Here is a 22,601-nt window from a genome sequence, read left to right on the forward strand (position 1 = left end):
TCCTTGATAGCATCGGTCAACTAAAAAAACTGAATGTGTGCCCAATGGGTACAGCGCAAGCATTTAGTATATTCAATTAACATTCGTGCCTAAAAAAATATTATAACGAAGGACATTTATGACCGCATCTAGAGAACATTTTAGCTCAAGGTTAGGCTTTATCTTAGCAGCTGCTGGTTCAGCTGTTGGTATAGGTAACCTAGTGGGCTTTCCAGTAAACGCTGCTAAAAATGGCGGTGGCGCATTTTTATTAATGTACGCCTTGTTTGTATTTTTCATTTGTTTACCTGTGATGATTGCTGAAATGGCAGTGGGTAGAAAAACCCAAAAAGAGCCTGTAGGGGCTTATAAGTCATTAAGCGGAGACAGCAAGTTTTGGGGGGCTGCTGGCTTTCTTGGAGTATTAACACCATTTATGATCGCGGTATTTTATATGGTGATCACCGTTTGGATTTTTGGTTATATCGTCATGATACTCACTGGAAACCTTGATGCTTTAACCCAACCAGATTATTTCACCAACTTTGTAAAAGACGGTTACTTATTTGGTTATTTAGTCGCTGTTGCCATCATTGTAAATATTATTCTTGTTGCAGGCGTCAAAGACGGTATTGAACGAGCGGCTAAAATATTAATGCCAGCGTTACTAGTCATGTTATTGATGATGGTGGTATTTGTATTGACCTTAGACAATGCTTTTGCCGGCGTTAAGTTCTTCTTAATTCCAGATGTCAGTAAAATTACGCCAAGTGTGGTCAATAGTGCACTTTCTCAAGCCTTTTTCTCTTTATCATTAGGTATGGGTATTTTGATTACCTATGGTTCTTATATCACGCGTAAAACTGATATTGCAGGGTCAGCCAAGTTAGTTGCACTAACAGATACTGCAGTTGCATTTACTGCGGGCTTAATGATTCTGCCAGCGATATTTTCATTTGATCCCAATGTAAACCCGGATGAGCTAAGCAACAGTGGTGTATCACTAATTTTCGTTTTACTACCTAAGATCTTCTTTGCCTTAGAGAGTAGTATTGGCTATGCAGGTGCTAGTGCCATTGCTGTGTTTTTCTTTACCTTAGTATTTTTTGCAGCAATTACTTCACTAGTATCAATTATTGAAGTACCGGTATCTTACCTTGTGACTGAAAAATCACATTCGCGTAAAAAGGCGCTACTGACGCTGTTAATGACCGCAGGTGTATTAACGGTTTTTGCTCTTGTGTCTTATGGTATGGTTGACTTTTTCAGTAATTTCACTAGTTATGCGGGGCAAACTAAGCCGTTTTTTGATGTGGTTGTTGATGTGTTTTACGACACAATTTTACCGCTAAATGGTTTCTTACTTTGTATATTTGTTAGTTATAGATGGAAGAAACATCAGTTATCAAAAGAGCTTAGTGAAGGTAATGAAAGCTACGCAGGTTCAATGATGGAAAAATACATTAACTTCTCATTAAGTACTTTTGTACCTGCTATTGTACTGTTCATTTTTATTAATACCGTTGCGACTAAATTCTTTGGTCAAAGTTTATTTGGCTTTTAATACCGTAACCGAGTAATGCCTAAAGGCCGTGTTATAAATAACACGGCCTTTGTGTTTTAGGAGTTTCTTACATGCTGTTAAACCAGTTAAGTGCAAATATTAAAAATGCTGTTGATGATAACTGTTTTAGGTTGTTTCACGGCCGTGGCCATGCTTTTGAAGGGCTTGAACACGTTAATATCGATTGGTATGCCCCTGTAGTGGTCGTAACCTTGTATAAGGAAGATACCACATCACTACTAGCAGATATTCAACAGTTTATTATTCAACACTTGCCTTTATGTCGTTCAATTCAGGTACAACACAGATACCAGTCGTTGGCGCCATTTACACTGTTGTGGGGCGAAGAAATTTTCTCTACCGTTTGTCAAGAAAATGGTCTTAAGTATCATATTGAATTGGGTAAATCACAAAATACAGGCCTGTTTTTGGATATGGCAAATGGTCGGCAGTGGGTTAAAGAAAATGCTGAGCATAAAACTGTTTTAAACCTTTTTGCTTATACGTGCGCTTTTTCTGTTGCGGCAATTGCTGGTAAGGCAGATAAAGTTGTTAATATTGATATGGCCAAAAACACGTTGACCAAAGGAAGGGAAAATCATCGATTAAATGCTCATGATTTGAAAAAAGTGCACTTTGAAGGCGTTGATATTTTTAAGTCTTATAATCGCTTAAAAAAACATGGCCCTTATCAGCTACTCATATGTGATCCACCTTCATTTCAAAAAGGCAGCGTTAACATCGAGCGAGATTATAAAAAAATCATTAGCCGTTTACCTCAATGGCTAGATCAGCAGGCGGATGTGTTACTTTGCTTAAATTCTCCTGATTTAGATGAAGAATTTTTATTGGCAGAAGTTGCCCGTGAATGCCCGAATTGCCAATTTCAATACAAAATTGACAATCCCGAAGTGTTTGTTGAAGCTGTAAAAGGAAAAGGCTTAAAAGCTCTGTATTTCAGATACAAGGCTTAATTCACCACAACCCGTGTTGCGAGTAAAATTAAAAATGTGCCAGTGATCCTGTCGATGATATGGCTGTTTTGTTTGAGCTTTTTAAGCACGGGCCCTCTTGAAAATAAAAAGGCAACAATGACGTACCATAAAGTGTCGATAATACCAACGGTTGCCACCATAACCACCTTTTCCTGAACACTTGCATTGGCACTAACAAATTGACTAAACAAGGCTAAAAAGAAAATCGCAAGTTTTGGGTTTAAAAAGGCAATTAAAAAACCGTCTCGCCAACCATTAATTTTTTGCTGTGTGTTTTGCTTTTCGCTTGTGGTATCGTCAACTTCAATTGACTGTTTTTTACTGAATAGCGATTTAATGCCGAGATAAAGTAAAAAAGCTGCACCTGCATATTTGATGATTGAAAATAGTAATGGTGATTGCACAATAATAACAGCGATACCTAACGTCGTTAACGCGGCATAAAGCGCTACACCTGCTCCATGGCTTATTGCTGTGGCATATCCTTGTTTAGCACCTCCAAATAGTGTGTTTTTAACAACAACAGCTAAGCTTGGCCCTGGTGACAAAGCCCCCATAATGCAAATCGCTACTAGCGATAACCACAAATGTATTTCCATCGTAATTTACTCTGTTTGTCTGATACGTAGGTAACTAGCAAATTTAGGGATGCCCCTATCAGTTTTTCCAATATACCGATAAGTCACTATGCTGCCAACAGGCGGTGGGTTATTTCTTTCATGGTCACTAAAACCAGTACCAATTTTAAATTGTTGCCCATCGGGCAGTTGGACTAATATCGCGCCCATTTTACCCGTATATTTGCCTTTACCTGCAATATGTTTGACTACTTGTGCCTCTGCATCAAAATACTGTTTATATTTCATCAGCTTTGCGTTGCGGCCGTTCTGATAATAAGCGTCTTGGTGATGTAACATTAGGCCTTCTGCGCCATTGGTTACTATCTGCTGAAGCAGGGCATTAAGCTGCCTTATATTGCCGACACGGCTTTGAGGGATTGCAATTAAAGTAGGTGAATCAATTTGCTGTATAAGCTTGTTGTATTTGTTAAACCTTTGCTCAAATCTATCTTGCTCGGCTGGTAAATCAAAAACATGGAACCTTATGTTTTGCCAGCAATCTTGTTGATTTTTTGGCAAGCGACGTATACAAGAAACGATATTTTGAAAATCGCCGCGTTTACTCCAAAGTTCTCCGTCTAGAGGTGTTTCTGGCCATTTGGAAACAAACCATTGTGGTACGTGAATTTTCTTGCCAGAGCGGGTTACCAGATTATTTCCATCCCAGTAGGCTCTAACACCATCAAGTTTTTCACTGACAAAATATTCAGTAATATTTTCTGGTGTTTGAAAGTTAATTCCTTTTTGTAAGCTAACCATGTTGGCGTTAGTCATTAAAGGAATAAATAAGCTGATTACAAGCCAGTTGTGAAGTGATTTCATCGGGAACGTCCTTGTTCAAGAAGATGAGAGTGTTTAATGAATTTTGTCTTTTTACCTGCTTACTCGAATATACCCGATTAATTTTGTGGCGTTAACGAGAAACTTTAGTTGGGCTCAAGTATAGGAGAGTGTTGAATATTCGCTAGTTTTTTTGATGTAATGGTCTAGTATTAGTGATTCAATCATTTAACCAAAAGGATTTGGTCGTGAAAAAAATACTTTGTTGTGCCGTTTTTGTTAGCCTGGCTACGTCTGCGCATGCAACTCGGCCCGAGTGTCAATCACTTGCGGATAAACTAGATAACATACAAGCTCAACAACGTTTAGGCTATGGTGCTGAAAAAGGCAAAAAACTTGCTGAACGAGAAAAGAAAGCACGAGAAAAGTGGTGGAATTGTCAAAATAAACGAACGAAAAACAAACGTAAAGTTAAAAAGAAAAAACAAGATACTCCTAGCCAAGCGTCAGAAAAAAGTAACTCATTATTATCTCACCCAACAGGCCCTTTAACTAATACAATAAGAATTTCCAGTAAGTATAAAGGCAGGAAACAGCAAATGTGGTTGGATTATTATCAACAACCAGAGCAATGTGAAAAACCTAAACGACTAAATATATTTGCCTTTTGCATGGAAGATAGGCAAAAGCAACAGCAAGAATTTGAACAAGAACTACTGGCAAACAAAGAGTAAAATCTGGCGAAATTTACACTTTAGTGACTAATCTAACTAACTTATAGATTGAGGTTTTATGATAAAGGTCTATTTATCAGTGAGTTATGTGTGTGGCGTGTAAGTTGCTGTTGATTATTCGTGTTCATTTTGGAGTAGTTATAGTGCATCAATTAAAAACAAGCGTGCAGATTGTATTAGGCTTTGTATTTTTAGCTATAGGTTTAGTATTTATCTTGTTACCAGGGCCTGCGGTTATATTTATTCCTCTGGGGTTAGCCTTGTTGAGTTTACATTTTTCTTGGGCGAAGAAGTGGTTGAAACAAAGCCAATATTGGATGAGGCAAAGTGCACAACGCGTGGACGCTTGGTTATTGAAACGAAAATAAAATAAAGCGACGAATGTCGCTTTATTTATGAGCTAACATGTATAACCGCTATTTACGCAGCAAAGTAATTGGCTTTTTTATCGATGTAACCTTGTACTACATCGTCCATCACAGCTTGTTCAAATGGGCGTAAACCACTTAAGATCATGTGCTTTTTACCATGACCAATTTGTTTGCCCGCTGAATATAAATTGAAAATTAAATCTGCAACGCCTCGTTTTCCATCTAAGGAAAGTTTAGATTCTGCAAGCTCTAATGTAAGTTCAGAAAACTCAACAGTGTCTAAGTCGATGCTCATGCTTTCATACATAACCATAGGGCGTGTAGGATTGATCATTACCTGATTGTCGGCCATTAGGGATACAAGAATATGAGGAAAGGTTTGACCTGAAAACTCAACATATGCCGTGATTAAAGCATTAATTGCCTGTGCATCCTTTGTTGTTTCTCCTGATGCAGCAACTGATAAATACTCTTTACCATTATCATCACAAATTGCTGAGGTACTCGTAATGCTTTTTGGAAAATTAAGTGCAATACCATCTGTTACCATGCCTGAAAAAGTAAAAGACATGTATTGAGAAAGCCCAGAGTTCTCCAACGTTAAGGCAAATAACAAATCGCCCGGCACACAAAAGCGCTTAGCATCAATATCGTGTAATGGGTTAAAGTCGTCGGCGACATTTTTGGCAAAATCACTCGCTTGTTGGCGGGTAAAACTTATTTTGTCATTGTCGGTTAGGCAATAATTTTCTAAAAACATGTTGGCTACTTCATTGCTTGTCAAAAAAAACGACGCATTCTACCAGCAGATTGACGAAAAATCGAAAATTTATTAGCAGTTACTAACAAAGCAGACCAGTCTGGATGGGTACTTCAGCTTACAGTTGTGTTTTTATATAGGAGTTGACAAGCTGTTCTTTCTTCGTTTTTGATAGCTTTCTTATTTGATATTCACGCTGACAGGCTTGTTGTCTTGTGTTAGCTGGCTCTGCATATGCCAAGGTAACAGGGCGGCGCACACGTGTATACTTAGCACCTTTTACATTACAGGTGTTATGCTCTAGCAATCGTCTTGAAATATCTGTGGTTACACCTGCATATAAACTATTATCTGCACATCTTAGTAAATATATGAACCAAGGCTTATCTGCATTCATGTAACTTTCTCTTAAGGCATTTGTTACTCGACGTTATACTAATGCTGATTATATAAAAGCTTAGTATGTTAAATCTAGGTAATAAGCGAGCCTGAGACGTATTGGGGCAAATACTCATCAGGTGAGGCACCATCAAAATATAAAATATTCATAAAATTGGCTATAAATATGCAAATAGAAACTGGACCATTGAAAAAAATGGTAAGCGAATTAGCGCAAGGGCAGGTGAGCTACGGGTTGCCTGTAGGCGAGCAGGTTATCCCAATGAACGAATTGATTGGGCAACATGTGACACTAAATTATCATGAACATATCAGTTGCCAGCATTGTGGTAGAAAAACGAAAAAAAGCTATTCACAAGGGTTTTGTTTTCCATGTATGCAAAAGCTGGCGCAATCTGACATGTGCATCATGAAACCGGAAACCTGTCATTTCCATTTAGGAACTTGTAGAGAGCCTGAATGGGGTGAACAACATTGTTTTATCCCTCATATTGTATATTTGGCGAATACATCTGGTTTAAAGGTAGGCATTACCCGTAAAACGCAAATACCAACTCGTTGGATAGATCAGGGGGCTACGCAGGCGCTCCCCATCTTTGAAGTGGATACTCGCTTGCAATCGGGCTTGGTTGAAATTGAGCTAGCAAAATTAATTGCGGATAAAACCAACTGGCGTGCTATGTTAAAGGGAGACAATAAAGAGCTTGATTTACTTGATGAAAAACAAAGGTTGATGCCGTTAATTTCTGACGCCTTAGCTGATATTAAATTAAAATATGGTGAGTCTGCGGTTAAAGAGCTTGATCAACCAGTAGTTGAATTAACTTACCCTGTTGAGCAATACCCAAGTAAAGTTTCGTCTTTTAATTTTGATAAATCGCCAATAGTCGCTGGTGTATTGATGGGAATCAAAGGTCAGTACTTGATTTTCGATACAGGAGTCATCAATATACGAAAATTCACCTCTTATCATGTTGATGTAAAAGTAAGTTAATATAAGGCAGTGGTTAAAATTGTGTCTATACTGATGGAATAGATTTGCTATAAGTATATATATGAGACTTCATTATTTTGGGAGTATAAATTAGTGAATATGCCAACCTGTGTTAACTCTATTGATATTTTTATTTTGGAGTAACCTGTATGGATGCAATTGAATACGCTGAAAAAGCCAGCGAGATTTTTGTATTGTCGGATTCGTTCATTCGAATAAAAGAATTGATCGATGATGAAGCTTCAACCATTGATGATATCGCTGATGTTATCCTATTGGATCCCGCTTTATCCGGAACAATATTAAAACTTGCCAATAGCTCATTTTTTAATTATCCCGGTAAAATTGACACCATTTCAAAGGCGGTACTCGTACTAGGTATTACCGAAGTCTATAACCTAGTTATTGCATACTTTACTACTAAAGCATTTAAGTCCATTAGTGCGCCTGCAGAATTTCTAGAAGTCTTTTGGGAAAAAAGCGTTGATTGTGCACTAATCATTAAATATTTAGGGTTCAAATTAAAAGTGGCCAACGCTGAGCGACTTTTCATTTTGGGGTTGTTGCATAACTTAGGTGAGCTGGTAGTACAACAGTTTGAACCGGAAAAAGTAACTCAACTTAATGAGCACAATGACAAATCATTACCATGGGCATTGCAGAAAGAAACCTTTGGTTTTACTTTTGCTGATTGCACTGGAGAGTTGTTAAAGCAATGGCAATTACCTTTCAGTTTGATAGAGCCTGTGCGTTATCAAAATGAAGAAAACTTTGAACACTGTACCGATGAAACAAAGCTACTATATGTTGCTAAGCGTATTATGTTGTCTAATCACCACAGTCATTTTAACGTTGAAGACTTAGCTGACGAAGCCAAACTGCAAGAGCTACAAATAGACACTCAAATGATCAAAGCGGTAAACGAGTTTTGCGATCTTGAACGATTAGCAATTTTAGCTATTTTAAGTCCTGGTGCTGTCACCATTTATTAGTTTATTGTTAACCGTAAAAAGAGCCTGTTCGCTATAGAAGCTGAACAGGCTTTTTTATTTCTCTTGCTTTAGTCGTCTTGATCTTGCATATAGCGATCTCTAAATCTCTGCGCATGTTTGTTGCTGATAGCTGAAATTCTTGAGCCCACCATACTTGCTACTAATATCGCCAGATAAAACTGCCCACATACTGCTTGAAAATAAACAAAAAACTGACTTAACGGCAACGTTGGTGCGATGTCACCAAAGCCCAATGTGGTAAGAGTCACAAAAGAGAAATAAACAAATGTTGGAAACAATTCAAACCAGTGCTCAGATGACTTTAAGCCTTTAAAAGAGCCAGGAATATTGAGTTCAATTAAGGTGTAGATAAGCGCCCAAATAAGCCCTAGCAATAAGTACAAACAAATCGCCCCTAGAATCTTATTGCTATCCACCTTGCCAGCTAGCATGACTAACTTGGTTGTTTGAATGGCGGTAAAAATAAAAAACACCAGTAACAATAATAAATGTGCATATTCTAAATTGACGTTATCAAGCCAATACCCACCCAAGGAAGTTAAAACGATAGCGACAGGAAATATAAAGGCTTTACGTAAAAACAGCTTTTCGTTTTTAGCTCCCCAAACGATTGATAATAAGGTAATGACGGTTGTTGATTGAACTAGCCGCTGTGCAGAGGGATCAAAAAACTGTTGAGCGAGTGCAGTGCTCAATAACAAAGTGGTTAAGGCAATCGTTAAATATATAAAATTATCTTTTGTTGTCATATCTTGCTCTGCTAACAATGGCAATCTACATATCATTAATACAAAGAATTGCACCAAAAGTTTCACCTGCTCAAAAACTATGCACTGTCTTGGTGCGCTTCTATGGCAAGTATTATCATTAATATTAAACAAGATATTGTAAATATTAAACTTTTATTGTTTGGCATAGCCATTGAATATTCATTGAAAAATGATAATTAGGGGTAAGCAATGAAATTAATTAGTGCCATTATTAAACCATTCAAACTTGATGATGTACGTGAAGCTATTTCTGAGGTGGGGATTGAAGGACTTACGGTCAGTGAGGTTAAAGGGTTTGGCAGGCAAAAAGGCCATACCGAATTGTATCGTGGTGCTGAATACCAAGTAGATTTTCTACCAAAAGTTAAGCTGGATATTGCAGTAAATGACGAATTGGTAGAACGCTTGATCGAGGCAATAACCCAAGCAGCTCACACAGGTAAAATTGGTGATGGAAAAATATTCGTTTATGACCTTGAACACGCGGTACGAATTCGTACTGGTGAAACTGACCTAGAAGCATTGTAAGGAGAAAGTCATGGAACAAAATATATTTCATTTACAATACGCTTTAGATACTTTTTATTTTCTAATTTGTGGTGCTTTAGTCATGTGGATGGCAGCTGGCTTTTCTATGTTAGAGGCTGGTTTAGTTCGTGCAAAAAACACCACTGAAATATTAACAAAGAATATCGCTTTGTATTCAATATCTTGTATCACCTACTTAGCGTGTGGTTATCAAATAATGTACGGCGGTGGCTATTTCTTATCGGGTATTGAAACGGTAGATGCCAATGCTGTTTTATCAGAATTTGCTAATCGAGAAGAGGGTTTTACTGGTGGTGCTATCTATTCGAAAGCATCTGATTTTTTCTTTCAGGTGGTCTTTGTCGCCACTGCGATGTCAATTGTGTCGGGAGCTGTAGCTGAACGTATGAAACTATGGTCATTTCTCGCTTTTACCGTAGTGTTGACTGCATTTATTTACCCGATGGAAGGTAGTTGGACTTGGGGCGGTGAAGCGGTTTTTGGTTGGTTTACTTTAGCCGATATGGGTTTTTCTGATTTCGCCGGTTCAGGTATTGTTCACTTGGCAGGTGCATCAGCAGCCCTTGCAGGTGTATTACTGTTAGGTCCTAGAAAAGGGAAATATGGGGCAAATGGCCGTATCAATGCTATTCCTGGAGCAAACTTACCACTAGCCACATTAGGAACCTTTGTATTGTGGATGGGTTGGTTTGGCTTTAATGGTGGCTCTGTGTTAAAGCTAGGTGATATCAATAATTCACACTCAGTCGCTATGGTGTTTTTAAATACCAATGCCGCAGCAGCCGGAGGAGCGGTAGCAGCATTAATTTTAGCTAAAATCTTATTTAAAAAAGCAGATTTAACTATGGCGTTAAATGGGGCGCTTGCAGGACTTGTGGCAATTACCGCTGAACCATCAACTCCAACAGCGCTGCAAGCGACAGTGTTTGGCGTCTTGGGAGGTTTGTTAGTGGTATTAGCTATCGTTTCACTTGATAAGTTAAAAATCGATGATCCTGTTGGGGCTATTTCTGTGCATGGTGTCGTTGGTTTTCTAGGATTGTTATTAGTGCCTATCACTAATGGAAATGCAAGTTTTTCAGGGCAGTTAATTGGCGCAACGACGATATTTGCTTGGGTTTTTATCACCAGTTTAGTGGTATGGTTTTTATTAAAAGTAACTATTGGTATTAGAGTAAGTGAAGAAGAAGAGTATGAAGGTGTAGACAAATCAGATTGTGGTTTGGAAGCCTATCCTGAGTTCACTCGAGGATAACATAAGACAATAGTTATGCTCTTAAGGGAAGCCAAGTGCTTCCCTTTTTTAATCTGCACATTTTAATTGTCTAAAGAACTGACTGTGCAATTGCATATTTCATTAGTACAAATTGTATAAAGTTGTGTAGTATTAATAGATTAGCTTGGATTTGGAATAGGGCGATGGCAAGAGAGCAATTCGGTGTGTGTGCGGAACCGAGTCTTCATGGTTATTATTTGTTGTTCAATGTATTAGACGATAAAAATGCATTGATTAGGCAGGCGTTATCTAGACTACCCGCGATGTTTGAAAAGTATGCTGATCGGTTTTCGGAAGCCAATCTAACAGGGGTTATCGCTATTGGTGCAAACTATTGGGATGAGTTTTACCCCAAGGCCAGACCAAAATCATTACGCGCTTTCTCAGAAATAAAATGTGATGACCGCATTGCACCTTCAGTAAATTATGATCTTTATATTGAAGTGCGCAGTGATAGAGCTGACGTAAATCATATTGTTGCAGGAAAGGTGTGTGAGTTATTGTCCGGCGGAGTAGAGTTAGTTGAGCAAGTTCGAGGGTTTAGGTTTCTTGATGGTCGAGATTTAACAGGCTTTGTAGATGGTACAGAAAACCCCAAAGGTAGACACCGACGTGAAGTCGCTTTATTGACGCCAGAGCAAGACGAACAGTTTGCCGCTGGAAGTTATTTACATATTCAGCGATATAGACATAACTTAAACCTTTGGAATCGCTTAAAAGTTAAAGAGCAAGAAGATGTAATTGGGCGAACAAAAATCGATAACGAAGAATATACTGCAGAAAATAAACCAGAAACGTCTCATATTAAACGCACTAATTTAAAAGACGCTGAAGGTAACAGTATAGAGATATTAAGGCAAAGCATGCCTTACGGTGATATGAAAATTCAGGGGTTATTTTTTGTCTCTTATTGCCACTCACCTGAGCCGTTTGAAAATATGCTGAAAAGCATGGTCGAAGAAGACGAACTAGGTAACTTTGATCACATGCTTAAGTTTACACAGGCAGAAACAGGTGCTTCCTTTTTTGCTCCTAGCCTAAATATCCTAGCTGAGTTAGCTATAACAGAAAACCAATAACTGCATCAAAACAGTTATTGGTTTTACAACTATCTATTGCAAATGTGAATTAATTTGAACAGTAGTTTTGTAAACATTGATTATAAAGATAATTAAATAATGGTTCGCTCGAAGCGCATGCTGAAGCCCCCGCTTGACCAGCACACATAACAGCTTGTTCTTGCCTTGCGATTCTCTCACAATCTTCTTCACATGTTGTCGCATAAGAAGCGCCAGCCCCTAACAGTAGAGAAAGTGAAAACAAAGTGGATTTTCTGCTTAATAATTTTTTCATTGTTTATTCCTTAAACTAAATTAATTGTCATGGTACATAACTTAACAACTGGCATCTTGCCATAATGGGAGCAAAGTCATGGTGACTCCCAAGTACCACCAACAGCATTTCATTCCCTAAGTTGTGTGTCAATGAAGAGCTATATACCTATTTTTCCTGAGATATTTCATTGTATTGCTGGTTTTTTAAACATGCTATGCACTTAGGTTATAAATGCGCTTAAACCATAAGAAGTTTGTTGTTTAGCTAGGAAGTAATTTTGAAAACAGTGACTTATTAGCAATTAATTCACCATTTTTTATCGACATGTATAAATATTCAAACACGACAGTTTTGTTGATTTCTAGCGGCTTAAAGAAGAAGCTTTATTTGGTTTATTGCTCTCTTATAGAGAGCTTTTTGAAAAGAGTTTTTCTAAACTGTTAATAGTAGTTTGAATGTCTTTTACGCTGGTAGGAGCGATAAAAATAGTATCGTCACCAGCGATAGTACCTAATACACCGTCAGCTTGGCTTAAACTGTCTAGTAACCTAGCGATAAGCTGAGCAGCACCGGGGCTAGTGCGAATAATGATCATCATTTCATTATGTTCGATATCAAGTACAAGCTGTTTTAAAGGGCTTTTTGCTGTGGGTACACCTAGTTCAGCCGGTAAACAATACACCATATCTTGACGCGCGTTGCGGGTGCGCACAGCGCCAAACTTACTTAACATTCTAGATACTTTTGACTGGCTAATGTTATCAAAGCCTTGAGACTTCAAAGCGTCGACAATATCGCCCTGTGAGCCAAACTGCTCTTGTTTGAGTAATTCTTTAAACGCATTTACTAATGCTTCTTGCTTTTGTTGGACTGTAGTCATGTGATAATTGGTGATCTTTATACCTAAGTATTATTTCGTTGTTGAAATTATACGCTATCCTTGAAGGGCATTATACAAGATAGTAAAAAAGCGTATCAATTCAATGGTCAGTGCTTTGTTGTTTCTATCAAAAATTTGGGGCTATTAAAAGAATTTATTCGCTCGCTTGTCTGAATGTCAGGATAAAATGTAATAAATGGCAATCTGTGCATCAGCTTAAACTATATTGAACAAAGCAAAATTAGCGATTAATTCTAGATAGCTTCACGTTATTAATCATTGTCTTTTGGTGGCTAATGTTTTATCTTTTGGCGACCAAATTTTACGTAAATACTCAAATTTCGGAGAATTCCAATGAAAGTAGCTGTTCTAGGCGCAGCTGGCGGTATCGGCCAAGCGTTATCATTACTTCTAAAAACACAATTACCAGCAGGTTCTGATTTAGCCTTGTACGACGTTGCACCAGTTGTACCAGGTGTTGCTGTTGATTTAAGCCACATCCCAACGGCAGTAAATGTTAAAGGTTACGGTGCAGACGATTTAGCATCTGCTCTTGACAGTGCTGACATTGTAATTATTCCTGCTGGAATGCCACGTAAGCCAGGTATGGATCGTGCCGACCTTTTCAATGTGAATGCTGGTATCATCAAAACATTGGCGGAAGGTATTGTTGCTAACTGTCCAAAAGCTTTGGTTGGTGTTATCACTAACCCTGTAAATGGCACAGTTCCAATTGTGGCAGAAGTATTCAAAAAAGCAGGTACTTATGACGCTAATCGTGTATTTGGTGTTACAACACTTGACGTAATTCGTTCAGAAGCATTTGTTGCTGAATTAAAAGGTTTAGATGTTGCTAACGTGAAAGTACCAGTTATTGGTGGTCATTCAGGTACAACAATTCTTCCACTACTTTCACAAGTAGAAGGTGTAACATTTACTGACGAAGAAGTGGCAGCTTTAACTCCTCGTATTCAAAACGCAGGTACTGAAGTTGTTAACGCTAAGGCGGGCGGTGGTTCTGCTACTTTATCTATGGGCGCTGCTGCAGCACGTTTCACTATGTCTTTAATTAAAGGCTTACAAGGTGAAGACGTTGTAGATTATGCATATGTAAACGTTGAAAATGGCGATGCTGAATATTTTGCACACCCAGTACGTTTAGGTAAAAATGGCGTAGAAGAAATCTTATCTTATGGCGAATTAAGCGCATTTGAACAAAAAGCCAAAGAAGATATGCTTGAAACCTTAAATAAAGATATCCAAGAAGGTATCGACTTTATCAATGGTTAAGCTTATTGATTTTTAATAAAAAAGCCGCCTTTTGGCGGCTTTTTTGTATCTTACGCTATACTGATTTTAAGTAGGCAGCTTTTTTAATATCAGTATGTTGAAATATTTTGTCGTCTCATTTGTCGCACTTACATTCAGCAATGCATTGTCGGCTGAAACATTCAGGTTTTGCTATGAAAGATGGAAACCTTTTTCGTATCTTAATGACCAGGGGCAGTATGTTGGTGAAAGTATCGACCTTGTTAAAAGAGCGATTGAGCAATCAAATATAACGGTCTCTTTCAAAGAGCTACCTTTTGCGCGTTGCATCGCTGCGGTGACGGCAGGGCAATTCGATTTTGTGCTGCATTCTGATAAAAATGAAGCCTTACCTTTTGTACCTGTGCCGATTAATGATTGGAAAATAACGTTAGTTTTTCATCAAGACAGCAAACTAAATAATAATTTACTTCCTAATACCAAAGTGATGCTATCTTGGGATTATCAATATCCAGATGAAGTCTTGCAGTACTTACTTAGCAATGATGCCAGATTAGTGAAAACGAAGTATTATGCTAAGGATGATAAAAGTACACGCTTGCTTTTTCAGCATCTTGTTTTGAAGCGTGTTGACGCCATGCTTGTCGATAGAGCATGGGCTGAATACAAAATAAAACACCTCGGTTTACCGCTGAGAATTTCTCCAGACGATGTTTACATTGAGCCGCAATTTGTTGGTTATTATCCAAATGGAGAAGCTAAAGCTAAACGTTTGGAGCGCCTATTAAGACAGGCGCTCGAAAATAAATAACTCACACTAGTGACTTCTATTAGCTGCAATATGAGCTAGCGCGATTAACGCTTCTTTGTAAGGGGTGTTAGGCAATATAGTGAGTGCCGCAATAGCTTTATCTGCTTCTTGTTCTGCAATTTGTTGAGTGTACTCTAAAGCACCGGTGTCTTTCATTGCTGTTAATATGGCTTCTAGGTTGTCCATACCTGTGCAGTTTTCTATAGCATCTCGGATAAGCATTTTTTGAGCTTCATTCCCATTATTCATAGCATATAGAAGTGGCAGTGTGGGTTTACCTTCGGCTAGATCATCACCAACATTTTTGCCCATTTCTTTGGCGTCTGCAGTGTAATCCATAATATCATCAACGAGTTGGAATGCCGTGCCTAAATATTTACCATATTCCTGCATAGCTAACTCTATTTCTTCAGATTGTTCAGAGATAACTGCTGCTAAACGTGTTGCTGCTTCAAATAACTTTGCTGTTTTGCAGTAGATTACCTGCATATAGCTTTCTTCTGTGGTGTCGGGGTCATTACAATTCATTAATTGCAATACTTCACCTTCTGCAACAATATTGGTGGCATCGGATAAAATATCCATGACTTTCATATTGTTGAGTTTCGTCATCATTTGAAATGAACGTGTGTATAAGAAGTCGCCAACAAGTACACTAGCACTGTTGCCAAAAAGTGCATTTGCCGTCTCTCGACCTCTGCGCATTTCAGATTCATCAACAACGTCATCATGTAGTAATGTAGCAGTGTGAATAAACTCGATTATCGCGGCGATATCTATGTGTTTATCACCTTGATAATTCATTGCTCTTGCTGCTAGCACTGACAGCATAGGTCGCATTCTCTTTCCACCAGCATTTACAATGTAAATCCCTAGTTGATTAATTAAGGCGACATCAGATTGAAGTTGTTGATAAATAAGCTCATTAACGCTGTTCATGTCGGCTTGAGCTAGCGATTGAATTTGTTGAAGATCCATAGGAAAAGCTAAGAGGCGTTGCATCTAACAGTTACGTAAATTTGATGCTGCCAAGTGTACACTAAATTGCCTAATAAAGAAGGTGATATATCGACTTCCATGCAATTAAACAAAAAATTCTATTTTCGTTAATAATTGTGCTTGCGATCATTTTACGCTTCGCGTAGAATTCGCGCCCTATATTTTTAAATTTATGCGTCTATTTACTGAACAGGCGCAGTACGGAGTAGCAAATGTACGCGGTATTCCAAAGCGGTGGTAAGCAACACCGTGTTACTGAAGGGCAAACAGTTCGCTTAGAAAAGCTAGAGCTAGAAGTTGGCGCTTCTGTAGAATTCGATAACGTTTTAATGATCGCTGATGGCGAAAACGTAAATGTAGGTGCACCTTACATTTCTGGCGGTAAAGTAACAGCTGAGATTGTTGCTCAAGGCCGTGGCGATAAAGTTAAGATTGTTAAGTTCAAACGTCGTAAGCATTCACGTAAGCAGCAGGGCCATCGCCAATGGTTCACTGAAGTGAAAATTACTGGTATTAACGGCTAATTTTAGGAGCATTTAAAAATGGCACATAAGAAGGCAGCAGGTAGTACCAAGAACGGTCGTGATTCAGAAAGTAAACGCTTAGGTGTTAAGCGTTTCGGTGGTGAGTCTGTATTAGCAGGTAACATCATTGTTCGTCAACGTGGTACTAAGTTCCACGCTGGTGACAACATGGGTATCGGTAAAGACCACACTTTATTTGCTTTAACTGACGGTAAAGTTCAGTTTGAAGTAAAAGGTCCTAAAAACCGCAAATTTGTAAGTATCGTTTCAGAATAATCGAACTTATTTATTTGAAAAAGCCCTGCTTAGATAGTAGGGCTTTTTTTATGGAAGTGATAAAATTGTTTATACTAAATGCAGTTTTATCATTGAATGCATAAGCATTGGAGAAAAGTTAGTCCCTCATGAAATTTGTCGATGAAGCAGAAATCCGCGTTGAAGCGGGCGATGGTGGCAACGGTTGTGTAAGTTTTCGCCGCGAAAAATATGTCGAATTTGGTGGTCCAAATGGCGGCGATGGTGGTGATGGCGGTGATGTTTATTTGCTTGCTGATGAAAACTTAAACACCCTAATTGACTATCGCTTTGAGCGTTTTCATAAAGCGCAACGTGGTGAAAACGGCAAAAGTCGTGATATGACAGGTAAACGTGGTCAAGATCTGGTCTTGAAGGTCCCTGTGGGTACTCGTGCCATAGACGTTGATACCGAAGAACAATTAGGTGACTTAACCAAGCATAAACAAAAGTTGATGGTAGCCAAAGGTGGCTGGCATGGTTTAGGTAATACACGTTTTAAAAGCAGTACTAACCGCGCACCTAGACAAAAAACTGATGGAACTCCGGGTGAAATCAGAACGCTTAAGTTAGAGCTGATGTTATTGGCTGATGTTGGGTTGTTAGGCTTACCAAATGCTGGTAAATCTACATTAATTCGCAGTGTTTCTGCAGCCAAACCAAAAGTTGCCGATTACCCTTTTACAACATTAGTACCTAACTTAGGTGTTGTTAGATTAGATTCTCAGCGCAGTTTTGTTATCGCTGATATTCCTGGCTTGATTGAAGGAGCCGCTGATGGCGCAGGTTTAGGAACTCAGTTCTTAAAGCACCTTGAGCGTTGCCGTATTTTATTGCATGTTATAGATGTAATGCCTGTAGACGGCTCAGATCCGCTAGAAAATGCCAAGACTATTATCAACGAGTTAGAAAATCACTCAGATAAACTTGCCAGCAAACCAAGATGGTTAGTGTTCAATAAGCTTGATTTAATGTTAGAAGAAGAAGCACAGGAAGTTACTGCTCGCATTAAAGAAGGTTTAAATTGGCAAGATAAAGTCTTTGAAATTTCTGCTTTTAATAAACAAGGTACAGAGTCATTGTGCCAAGAGTTAATGAGCTTTATAGAAACCCTACCAGGAGATATTGAAGAAGAAACTCCTGAAGAAAAAGCTGTGGAGTTTAAGTGGGATACTTATCATCGTGAAGCAATGGATGATGCAGATGATGACTGGGACGACGATTGGGATGAAGATGAATACGATGTTGAAGTAGAATATCGTAAATAACGTTCAGCAGATACAAAAAAGCCAATGATAAATCATTGGCTTTTTTAGTTTTTAATCATTAATAATTATCTCACCAGTGGTAGAGTTATAAACGACGGTTAATGTAGGTTGTTTGTTATAAACATAAGTACAAGTGTCACCACTGTAGCTTGCTTCAAAATCTTGTGAGTTATTACCTGCCACTATAGCATCTTGTGAGATAAGAACTGCTCGCCACACATCAAGGCAATCATTTTCGCTGTTCATTGTTAAGCTAGTGCCACGTGTATCTGCTGGATAGCCAAATTGATTTACACTTAAATCTCCACCTACACTTGGATCGCTAATTGGAATGAAATTAAGCTGGGCAACACCATTGCCTTTTATACGCCACTTTAGGTGGACTTGCTCCACGCCGCCACGAAACGCTGCTGCTATGCCGCTAAAAACTGCTCGCTCAGCCTCATCTGAAACATCTAAAAACTTAGGTGCTGCAGTAGCGGCAAGAATACCTAATATAACAATGACAACGACAAGCTCGATAAGGGTGAAACCAGACGTTTTTATTTTTATTGCGGGCATAACGCTATTTAAACCTGATTGTATTTTGTACTGTTACTATTTTTACACAGGTAAGTTTAAAATGTAAGTGTATGAGTCTGCTTGAATTAATGTTGGTGGAATTTGATTATAGCTATTAACTGAACTTGAAAAGATGAATGGCTAGGCTCAATAACTTTTTGGCCTAGCCATTCAATAATGGTGATTTACGAGATATTACCTTTTTAAACGAATAAGTAACATCAGAGCTCCAGAAAATAGGAACAATATAGATGGTTCAGGAATGTCTCTACCAACTTGTGCAGCTCGAATAAATAATTGTTCATAGCCATTTTCAATATGTGACATGCGCATGTCGACAGACATCATGTCATACATACCACTGTATAATGCATTGTTGAGATCTTCATTCCATAAACCAAATGCAGCAGCGTTTGCTCCAAGGTTTTGATTTACCGTCTTGCCATTTGCTGGGTTGCCTGCGGCGCTACAAGAGCTTAGTGCAATAACACTACCGTCTAGCTCATTAACACAAATTTTACCGTGAATATACGCCCATAAGTCGTCTGCAGTGGGTAAAATACTATCAGTTGCAGATTGAGCATGGCTTTGTACACCAGGTAATAAAGTATTGGCACCAGAGAGCGTAAATGATATTGAGTCGCCTGTTGTCGAGTCGGTTAAATAGACACGCATCCAACCAAGCATATCTTGACCTGAATCTAATTGGTCTTCTGTTCCAGTTTCATTCAAATTGAAAAAGAACATCAAATCTCCACCATTTAGAAACTGAGTTAGTGCAGATGTTTCAATATCCCAAAGTGATAAGCCACCACCAGGATTACCATCACCGTCAACAAGACCATCACCGTCTATATCCAATCCATCTGGGTTGGGTAGAAGTGCTGAACCTGCAGCAATATTATCGTGGGTCAATACTGGGGTTGGTTCATTTCCAGCCAACATGGCAAATAGATCAGAGCCTCCAGAGTTTGGTGTTTTAAAAGCATTATCTATTCCTGGTCCAATGTCAGCGTTATTTACAGCGGAAGCTGGTGACGAACCTATAACAATATCGTCTTTAATTTTTCCTGGGCTTGAATCTATGTAAAACATGTCACCTGCAACAGGTTGTAATGAGCCTGAATTGTTAAATTCGAGGAAAGACATTGAGTAGACTGTGAAGTCGTCAAAAACTAAACAATTATCACCACCAGAGACTCCACAATTTGGGTCTGGAAGAATAACGTCGGCTTTGGCAACTTTAGATAGGCATAGAGATACTAATAATACCCCTATGAAAAGTTGTTTTGATGTCATACTGGCTCCTAAGATAAAAACTAGTATTGCCTTTTATATGCATTAACTAGGCCTTAAAAAAACTTTGTTTAGTTTTTATGTGGTTAAAAAATGTTCATTGTTACACGCGCTAGAATATTTGATTATGTGTAAAAAAAGCTGACAGTTTAATGGAGGAGATATGCACGAACAGTAAAAGTTAAATCAATGTCAGCTCGAGGCTGTTTTGATAAATACAGAGCATTTTTAAGGTAATTATATTAAGGCGATAAATTTACAATATAAAAACAATGTCCTGTTAATCAGTTAAGTTCAAACACTTGTACTAATTTTTGGTTTGTAGTGAGATTTAAATGAAAAAATATCTTTGTTTTTAGCTAAATTAATTTAAACCAAGCGGGCGGTAATGGAAATGCCGAACAAACCGTTTATTAAATCTTAAACAATGCTAACAAGGAACAAAGCTATGGATAGCAATACTTTGTCATTATCTTATACTCACCAACCTTTAGGGATTTATCTTTTAAAAGCTAATTTTTACTGTTTTTTAATCATTATTTCATTCACTTGGTTAACGTTAACTTTGTTCCCAATGCTTGATAAACCAAGTGTTGAGTTGTCATTATCACATCTATTAGAAAGGTTAGTATTAGCGCCGCTACTTTATACCTGTTGTTTGGTCATTGTATTTGTTGCACTTAGTTACTTTGTTAAACAAATCTATTATCTTGCACTAATTACGGCTTTGTTTGGCGCTGTATCACATATAGCGATAATTCCAGGGTATGTAGGGGCAATTTTTGCGCTATGTTTTCTTCTTTCTTTGGTCTATCAATACTGGGATGAACACTCTAGGGCACATGCTGTTTTTGTCATATTAATGCTAAACATATTCATTCACTTTGTGACATTTTTACTGGCAATATAATTATTATTCGATAAGTTAGCGTATACGAGAGGATGGCGAGCATTATTCTTTGCGGATGCTTTCAACTTTTACACAGCATTGGTTGTTTAATGACATAACTTGAGCTGTTTTACCTAACTCTTGTTAATTGCTTCAAAATACACAATTGAATGTGAGTTAGCACATAAAACTCACTGTTAATCATAGCATCGCCCCCTTAACTGGATTAAAATCACCGACCATGATGTTAGTTAACTAAGTGTTTATATGACCATTCTTTCCATGATAGTTGCACATGCCGATGACAGGGTTATTGGCAAAGACAATGATATGCCGTGGCACTTGCCTGCTGATCTGGCTTATTTCAAAAAAACAACATTGGGTAAACCTGTCATCATGGGGCGTAAAACCTATGAATCTATTGGGCGTCCATTACCTGGTAGATTAAATATTGTGATCTCAAGAGATGCTTCATACCAGGCAGAAGGGGTTACAACGGTTTTATCTGTCGATAAAGCGCTTGAAGTTGCTGGTGATGTAGAAGAAATTATGGTCATTGGAGGTGGCGCTATTTATGCCCACTGTTTAGATAAAGCCGACCGATTGTACATTACACATATCAAAGCAAAAGTTGATGGTGATACTACATTTCCTGCCTACGACCTTCAATTTTGGAATAAAGTAAGTAGTGAACTACGTCCTGCAGATGACAAAAACTTATATGACTTGGACTTTTGTGTCTACGAGCGCAAATAAGTAAGTCATGTATCCGTTAGCGTATACCGAGCCGGTATTTAGGCCACCAAGTGAATGGAAAAGCTTAATTTTACAAGTAACTAATGGTTGTTCTTGGAATAAGTGCACTTTCTGTGAAATGTACACCAGTGAAGCTAAAAAGTTTAAAGCGAAAAAGCTGGATGACATTGAGCAAGAACTTATCGCTATTCAACAATCTGGTCTACCGGTATATCGTGTGTTTTTGGCAGATGGCGATGCCATGATGTTACCATTTAGGCAACTTCACGCGATATTGACTTTAATTCGACGTTACTTTCCCAGTGTATCGCGTATTTCTAGCTACTGTTTACCGAGAAACTTAAAAAACAAAACGGTAGAACAGCTCAAAGAGCTGCAAGCCTTGGGGCTAAATTTACTTTACGTTGGTTGTGAAAGTGGTGACGATGAAGTACTTACCTATATTCAAAAAGGCGAATCATATCAATCTTCGCTGACCGCTCTTAAAAAGATTAAATCTGCAGGAATTAAGAGCTCAGTCATGATACTCAATGGGCTAGGTGGTGTTCATCTGTCAGAGCAACATGCTATACAATCAGCTAAATTAATGAACGAGGCACAGCCTGAGTACTTATCAACGTTAGTTGTATCTTTTCCATTAGGTATGGAAAGATTTACCCAGGGGTTTAATGGTCAATTTACCATGTTAAACCAGCAGCAGCTGTTTGCAGAAATGCATACCTTATTAACAAGTCTTTGCCTTGAAAAAACAATATTTAGATCTGATCATGCTTCGAATTATTTAGTGCTTAAAGGGACATTAGGAAAAGACAAACAAAGTTTAATTTCTCAAGTCGAAACGGCCATGAACAATCCTCATGCCATTGATTTACGTCAAGAATGGCAGCGAGGTTTATAACTTTCGCTCGAAAAGTT

Annotated in this window: 27 protein-coding genes; 17 read left to right on the forward strand and 10 right to left on the reverse strand. The window is 38.3% G+C overall.

Annotation, left to right across the window (positions count from 1 at the left end; genetic code table 11):
- The first annotated feature begins 118 nt into the window (after positions 1-118).
- On the forward strand, positions 119-1,543 hold the full coding sequence (locus tag IE199_RS00755; protein ID WP_189766810.1) for a sodium-dependent transporter: 1,425 nt from the start codon (positions 119-121) through the stop codon (positions 1,541-1,543).
- Between the two features lie 71 nt (positions 1,544-1,614).
- A complete protein-coding gene (locus IE199_RS00760; protein ID WP_189766811.1) occupies positions 1,615-2,517 on the forward strand; it encodes a class I SAM-dependent methyltransferase in 903 nt (300 codons plus the stop codon).
- On the opposite strand, the gene IE199_RS00765 is transcribed toward IE199_RS00760, so the two are convergent.
- Positions 2,514-3,137, reverse strand: coding sequence for a LysE family translocator (locus IE199_RS00765; protein ID WP_189766812.1), 624 nt, complete (start codon positions 3,135-3,137; stop codon positions 2,514-2,516). The genes IE199_RS00760 and IE199_RS00765 overlap by 4 nt on opposite strands.
- A 6-nt stretch (positions 3,138-3,143) precedes the next feature.
- Positions 3,144-3,980, reverse strand: coding sequence for a DNA ligase (locus IE199_RS00770; RefSeq protein ID WP_189766813.1), 837 nt, complete (start codon positions 3,978-3,980; stop codon positions 3,144-3,146).
- Between the two features lie 206 nt (positions 3,981-4,186).
- Here IE199_RS00770 and IE199_RS00775 point away from each other — a divergent pair, with 206 nt between their 5' ends.
- Together IE199_RS00775 and IE199_RS00780 are read left to right on the forward strand one after the other, a co-directional pair.
- Complete coding sequence (locus IE199_RS00775; protein ID WP_189766814.1) at positions 4,187-4,672, forward strand: hypothetical protein; 486 nt, start codon at positions 4,187-4,189, stop codon at positions 4,670-4,672.
- A gap of 143 nt (positions 4,673-4,815) precedes the next feature.
- On the forward strand, positions 4,816-5,040 hold the full coding sequence (locus tag IE199_RS00780) for a PGPGW domain-containing protein (protein ID WP_229854449.1): 225 nt from the start codon (positions 4,816-4,818) through the stop codon (positions 5,038-5,040).
- 52 nt (positions 5,041-5,092) lie between these two features.
- Here IE199_RS00780 and IE199_RS00785 read toward each other — a convergent pair whose 3' ends face one another.
- Both IE199_RS00785 and IE199_RS00790 read right to left on the reverse strand, forming a co-directional pair.
- Entirely contained in the window at positions 5,093-5,803 is a 711-nt protein-coding gene (locus IE199_RS00785) for a DUF3581 family protein (RefSeq protein WP_189766816.1), read from the reverse strand.
- Positions 5,804-5,921: 118 nt separating this feature from the next.
- On the reverse strand, positions 5,922-6,200 hold the full coding sequence (locus IE199_RS00790) for a GIY-YIG nuclease family protein (protein ID WP_189766817.1): 279 nt from the start codon (positions 6,198-6,200) through the stop codon (positions 5,922-5,924).
- 168 nt (positions 6,201-6,368) lie between these two features.
- Between IE199_RS00790 and IE199_RS00795 the strand changes: the two genes are divergently transcribed.
- Positions 6,369-7,196, forward strand: coding sequence for a DUF2797 domain-containing protein (locus tag IE199_RS00795; RefSeq protein ID WP_189766818.1), 828 nt, complete (start codon positions 6,369-6,371; stop codon positions 7,194-7,196).
- A 149-nt stretch (positions 7,197-7,345) separates the two neighbouring features.
- Positions 7,346-8,188: an HDOD domain-containing protein gene (locus IE199_RS00800; protein ID WP_189766819.1), complete on the forward strand. Its 843-nt coding sequence runs from the start codon at positions 7,346-7,348 to the stop codon at positions 8,186-8,188.
- A gap of 68 nt (positions 8,189-8,256) precedes the next feature.
- On the opposite strand, the gene IE199_RS00805 is transcribed toward IE199_RS00800, so the two are convergent.
- Positions 8,257-8,958, reverse strand: coding sequence for a potassium channel family protein (locus tag IE199_RS00805; RefSeq protein WP_189766820.1), 702 nt, complete (start codon positions 8,956-8,958; stop codon positions 8,257-8,259).
- Positions 8,959-9,168: 210 nt separating this feature from the next.
- On the opposite strand from IE199_RS00805, the gene glnK reads away from it, so the two are divergent.
- From glnK to IE199_RS00820, 3 genes are all read left to right on the forward strand, one after another.
- Positions 9,169-9,507: a P-II family nitrogen regulator gene (glnK, locus tag IE199_RS00810; protein ID WP_189766821.1), complete on the forward strand. Its 339-nt coding sequence runs from the start codon at positions 9,169-9,171 to the stop codon at positions 9,505-9,507.
- 10 nt (positions 9,508-9,517) lie between these two features.
- Positions 9,518-10,783 (forward strand): ammonium transporter AmtB, encoded by a 1,266-nt coding sequence (gene amtB / locus IE199_RS00815; protein WP_189766822.1) that lies wholly within the window; start codon positions 9,518-9,520, stop codon positions 10,781-10,783.
- A 164-nt stretch (positions 10,784-10,947) separates the two neighbouring features.
- Positions 10,948-11,883: a Dyp-type peroxidase gene (locus tag IE199_RS00820; RefSeq protein ID WP_189766823.1), complete on the forward strand. Its 936-nt coding sequence runs from the start codon at positions 10,948-10,950 to the stop codon at positions 11,881-11,883.
- 49 nt (positions 11,884-11,932) lie between these two features.
- Here the strand turns inward: IE199_RS00820 and IE199_RS00825 are convergent, their stop codons facing one another.
- Positions 11,933-12,157: a hypothetical protein gene (locus tag IE199_RS00825; RefSeq protein WP_189766824.1), complete on the reverse strand. Its 225-nt coding sequence runs from the start codon at positions 12,155-12,157 to the stop codon at positions 11,933-11,935.
- A 385-nt stretch (positions 12,158-12,542) separates the two neighbouring features.
- On the reverse strand, positions 12,543-13,019 hold the full coding sequence (gene argR / locus IE199_RS00830) for a transcriptional regulator ArgR (protein ID WP_189766825.1): 477 nt from the start codon (positions 13,017-13,019) through the stop codon (positions 12,543-12,545).
- 354 nt (positions 13,020-13,373) lie between these two features.
- Between argR and mdh the strand changes: the two genes are divergently transcribed.
- Entirely contained in the window at positions 13,374-14,309 is a 936-nt protein-coding gene (mdh, locus tag IE199_RS00835) for a malate dehydrogenase (protein ID WP_189766826.1), read from the forward strand.
- A 94-nt stretch (positions 14,310-14,403) separates the two neighbouring features.
- The gene (locus tag IE199_RS00840) at positions 14,404-15,099 is read left to right on the forward strand and encodes a transporter substrate-binding domain-containing protein (RefSeq protein ID WP_189766827.1); all 696 of its coding nucleotides are present in this window, start codon (positions 14,404-14,406) and stop codon (positions 15,097-15,099) included.
- Positions 15,100-15,105: 6 nt separating this feature from the next.
- On the opposite strand, the gene ispB is transcribed toward IE199_RS00840, so the two are convergent.
- The gene (ispB, locus tag IE199_RS00845; protein ID WP_189766828.1) at positions 15,106-16,077 is read right to left on the reverse strand and encodes an octaprenyl diphosphate synthase; all 972 of its coding nucleotides are present in this window, start codon (positions 16,075-16,077) and stop codon (positions 15,106-15,108) included.
- A 233-nt stretch (positions 16,078-16,310) separates the two neighbouring features.
- Between ispB and rplU the strand changes: the two genes are divergently transcribed.
- The 3 genes from rplU (at position 16,311) to cgtA (ending at position 18,184) form a co-directional block, all read left to right on the forward strand.
- Complete coding sequence (gene rplU / locus IE199_RS00850; RefSeq protein WP_189766829.1) at positions 16,311-16,622, forward strand: 50S ribosomal protein L21; 312 nt, start codon at positions 16,311-16,313, stop codon at positions 16,620-16,622.
- An 18-nt stretch (positions 16,623-16,640) separates the two neighbouring features.
- Positions 16,641-16,898, forward strand: coding sequence for a 50S ribosomal protein L27 (rpmA, locus tag IE199_RS00855; RefSeq protein ID WP_189766830.1), 258 nt, complete (start codon positions 16,641-16,643; stop codon positions 16,896-16,898).
- A gap of 128 nt (positions 16,899-17,026) precedes the next feature.
- On the forward strand, positions 17,027-18,184 hold the full coding sequence (cgtA, locus tag IE199_RS00860; RefSeq protein WP_189766831.1) for an Obg family GTPase CgtA: 1,158 nt from the start codon (positions 17,027-17,029) through the stop codon (positions 18,182-18,184).
- Between the two features lie 51 nt (positions 18,185-18,235).
- On the opposite strand, the gene IE199_RS22135 is transcribed toward cgtA, so the two are convergent.
- The gene (locus IE199_RS22135; protein ID WP_189766832.1) at positions 18,236-18,745 is read right to left on the reverse strand and encodes a type II secretion system protein; all 510 of its coding nucleotides are present in this window, start codon (positions 18,743-18,745) and stop codon (positions 18,236-18,238) included.
- A 195-nt stretch (positions 18,746-18,940) separates the two neighbouring features.
- Complete coding sequence (locus IE199_RS00870) at positions 18,941-20,044, reverse strand: hypothetical protein (protein WP_189766833.1); 1,104 nt, start codon at positions 20,042-20,044, stop codon at positions 18,941-18,943.
- Between the two features lie 445 nt (positions 20,045-20,489).
- Between IE199_RS00870 and IE199_RS00875 the strand changes: the two genes are divergently transcribed.
- The 3 genes from IE199_RS00875 to IE199_RS00885 all read left to right on the forward strand — a co-directional run bounded on the left by IE199_RS00875 (position 20,490) and on the right by IE199_RS00885 (position 22,584).
- Complete coding sequence (locus IE199_RS00875) at positions 20,490-20,951, forward strand: hypothetical protein (protein ID WP_189766834.1); 462 nt, start codon at positions 20,490-20,492, stop codon at positions 20,949-20,951.
- A 246-nt stretch (positions 20,952-21,197) separates the two neighbouring features.
- On the forward strand, positions 21,198-21,686 hold the full coding sequence (gene folA, locus IE199_RS00880) for a type 3 dihydrofolate reductase (protein ID WP_189766835.1): 489 nt from the start codon (positions 21,198-21,200) through the stop codon (positions 21,684-21,686).
- 7 nt (positions 21,687-21,693) lie between these two features.
- A complete protein-coding gene (locus IE199_RS00885) occupies positions 21,694-22,584 on the forward strand; it encodes a radical SAM protein (RefSeq protein WP_189766836.1) in 891 nt (296 codons plus the stop codon).
- Positions 22,585-22,601: the final 17 nt, after the last annotated feature.

The organism is Thalassotalea marina (assembly GCF_014656435.1).
GTDB lineage: Bacteria > Pseudomonadota > Gammaproteobacteria > Enterobacterales > Alteromonadaceae > Thalassotalea_C > Thalassotalea_C marina.

Bases quoted from the DNA above. Each gene is read 5' to 3' on its own strand.
- IE199_RS00755 (WP_189766810.1), top strand. From the start codon at position 119: ATGACCGCATCTAGAGAACATTTTAGCTCAAGGTTAGGCTTTATCTTA.
- IE199_RS00760 (WP_189766811.1), top strand. From the start codon at position 1,615: ATGCTGTTAAACCAGTTAAGTGCAAATATTAAAAATGCTGTTGATGAT.
- IE199_RS00765 (WP_189766812.1), bottom strand. From the start codon at position 3,137: ATGGAAATACATTTGTGGTTATCGCTAGTAGCGATTTGCATTATGGGG.
- IE199_RS00770 (WP_189766813.1), bottom strand. From the start codon at position 3,980: ATGAAATCACTTCACAACTGGCTTGTAATCAGCTTATTTATTCCTTTA.
- IE199_RS00785 (WP_189766816.1), bottom strand. From the start codon at position 5,803: ATGTTTTTAGAAAATTATTGCCTAACCGACAATGACAAAATAAGTTTT.
- IE199_RS00790 (WP_189766817.1), bottom strand. From the start codon at position 6,200: ATGAATGCAGATAAGCCTTGGTTCATATATTTACTAAGATGTGCAGAT.
- IE199_RS00795 (WP_189766818.1), top strand. From the start codon at position 6,369: ATGCAAATAGAAACTGGACCATTGAAAAAAATGGTAAGCGAATTAGCG.
- IE199_RS00800 (WP_189766819.1), top strand. From the start codon at position 7,346: ATGGATGCAATTGAATACGCTGAAAAAGCCAGCGAGATTTTTGTATTG.
- IE199_RS00805 (WP_189766820.1), bottom strand. From the start codon at position 8,958: ATGACAACAAAAGATAATTTTATATATTTAACGATTGCCTTAACCACT.
- glnK (WP_189766821.1), top strand. From the start codon at position 9,169: ATGAAATTAATTAGTGCCATTATTAAACCATTCAAACTTGATGATGTA.
- amtB (WP_189766822.1), top strand. From the start codon at position 9,518: ATGGAACAAAATATATTTCATTTACAATACGCTTTAGATACTTTTTAT.
- IE199_RS00820 (WP_189766823.1), top strand. From the start codon at position 10,948: ATGGCAAGAGAGCAATTCGGTGTGTGTGCGGAACCGAGTCTTCATGGT.
- IE199_RS00825 (WP_189766824.1), bottom strand. From the start codon at position 12,157: ATGAAAAAATTATTAAGCAGAAAATCCACTTTGTTTTCACTTTCTCTA.
- argR (WP_189766825.1), bottom strand. From the start codon at position 13,019: ATGACTACAGTCCAACAAAAGCAAGAAGCATTAGTAAATGCGTTTAAA.
- mdh (WP_189766826.1), top strand. From the start codon at position 13,374: ATGAAAGTAGCTGTTCTAGGCGCAGCTGGCGGTATCGGCCAAGCGTTA.
- IE199_RS00840 (WP_189766827.1), top strand. From the start codon at position 14,404: ATGTTGAAATATTTTGTCGTCTCATTTGTCGCACTTACATTCAGCAAT.
- ispB (WP_189766828.1), bottom strand. From the start codon at position 16,077: ATGGATCTTCAACAAATTCAATCGCTAGCTCAAGCCGACATGAACAGC.
- rplU (WP_189766829.1), top strand. From the start codon at position 16,311: ATGTACGCGGTATTCCAAAGCGGTGGTAAGCAACACCGTGTTACTGAA.
- rpmA (WP_189766830.1), top strand. From the start codon at position 16,641: ATGGCACATAAGAAGGCAGCAGGTAGTACCAAGAACGGTCGTGATTCA.
- cgtA (WP_189766831.1), top strand. From the start codon at position 17,027: ATGAAATTTGTCGATGAAGCAGAAATCCGCGTTGAAGCGGGCGATGGT.
- IE199_RS22135 (WP_189766832.1), bottom strand. From the start codon at position 18,745: ATGCCCGCAATAAAAATAAAAACGTCTGGTTTCACCCTTATCGAGCTT.
- IE199_RS00870 (WP_189766833.1), bottom strand. From the start codon at position 20,044: ATGACATCAAAACAACTTTTCATAGGGGTATTATTAGTATCTCTATGC.
- IE199_RS00875 (WP_189766834.1), top strand. From the start codon at position 20,490: ATGGATAGCAATACTTTGTCATTATCTTATACTCACCAACCTTTAGGG.
- folA (WP_189766835.1), top strand. From the start codon at position 21,198: ATGACCATTCTTTCCATGATAGTTGCACATGCCGATGACAGGGTTATT.
- IE199_RS00885 (WP_189766836.1), top strand. From the start codon at position 21,694: ATGTATCCGTTAGCGTATACCGAGCCGGTATTTAGGCCACCAAGTGAA.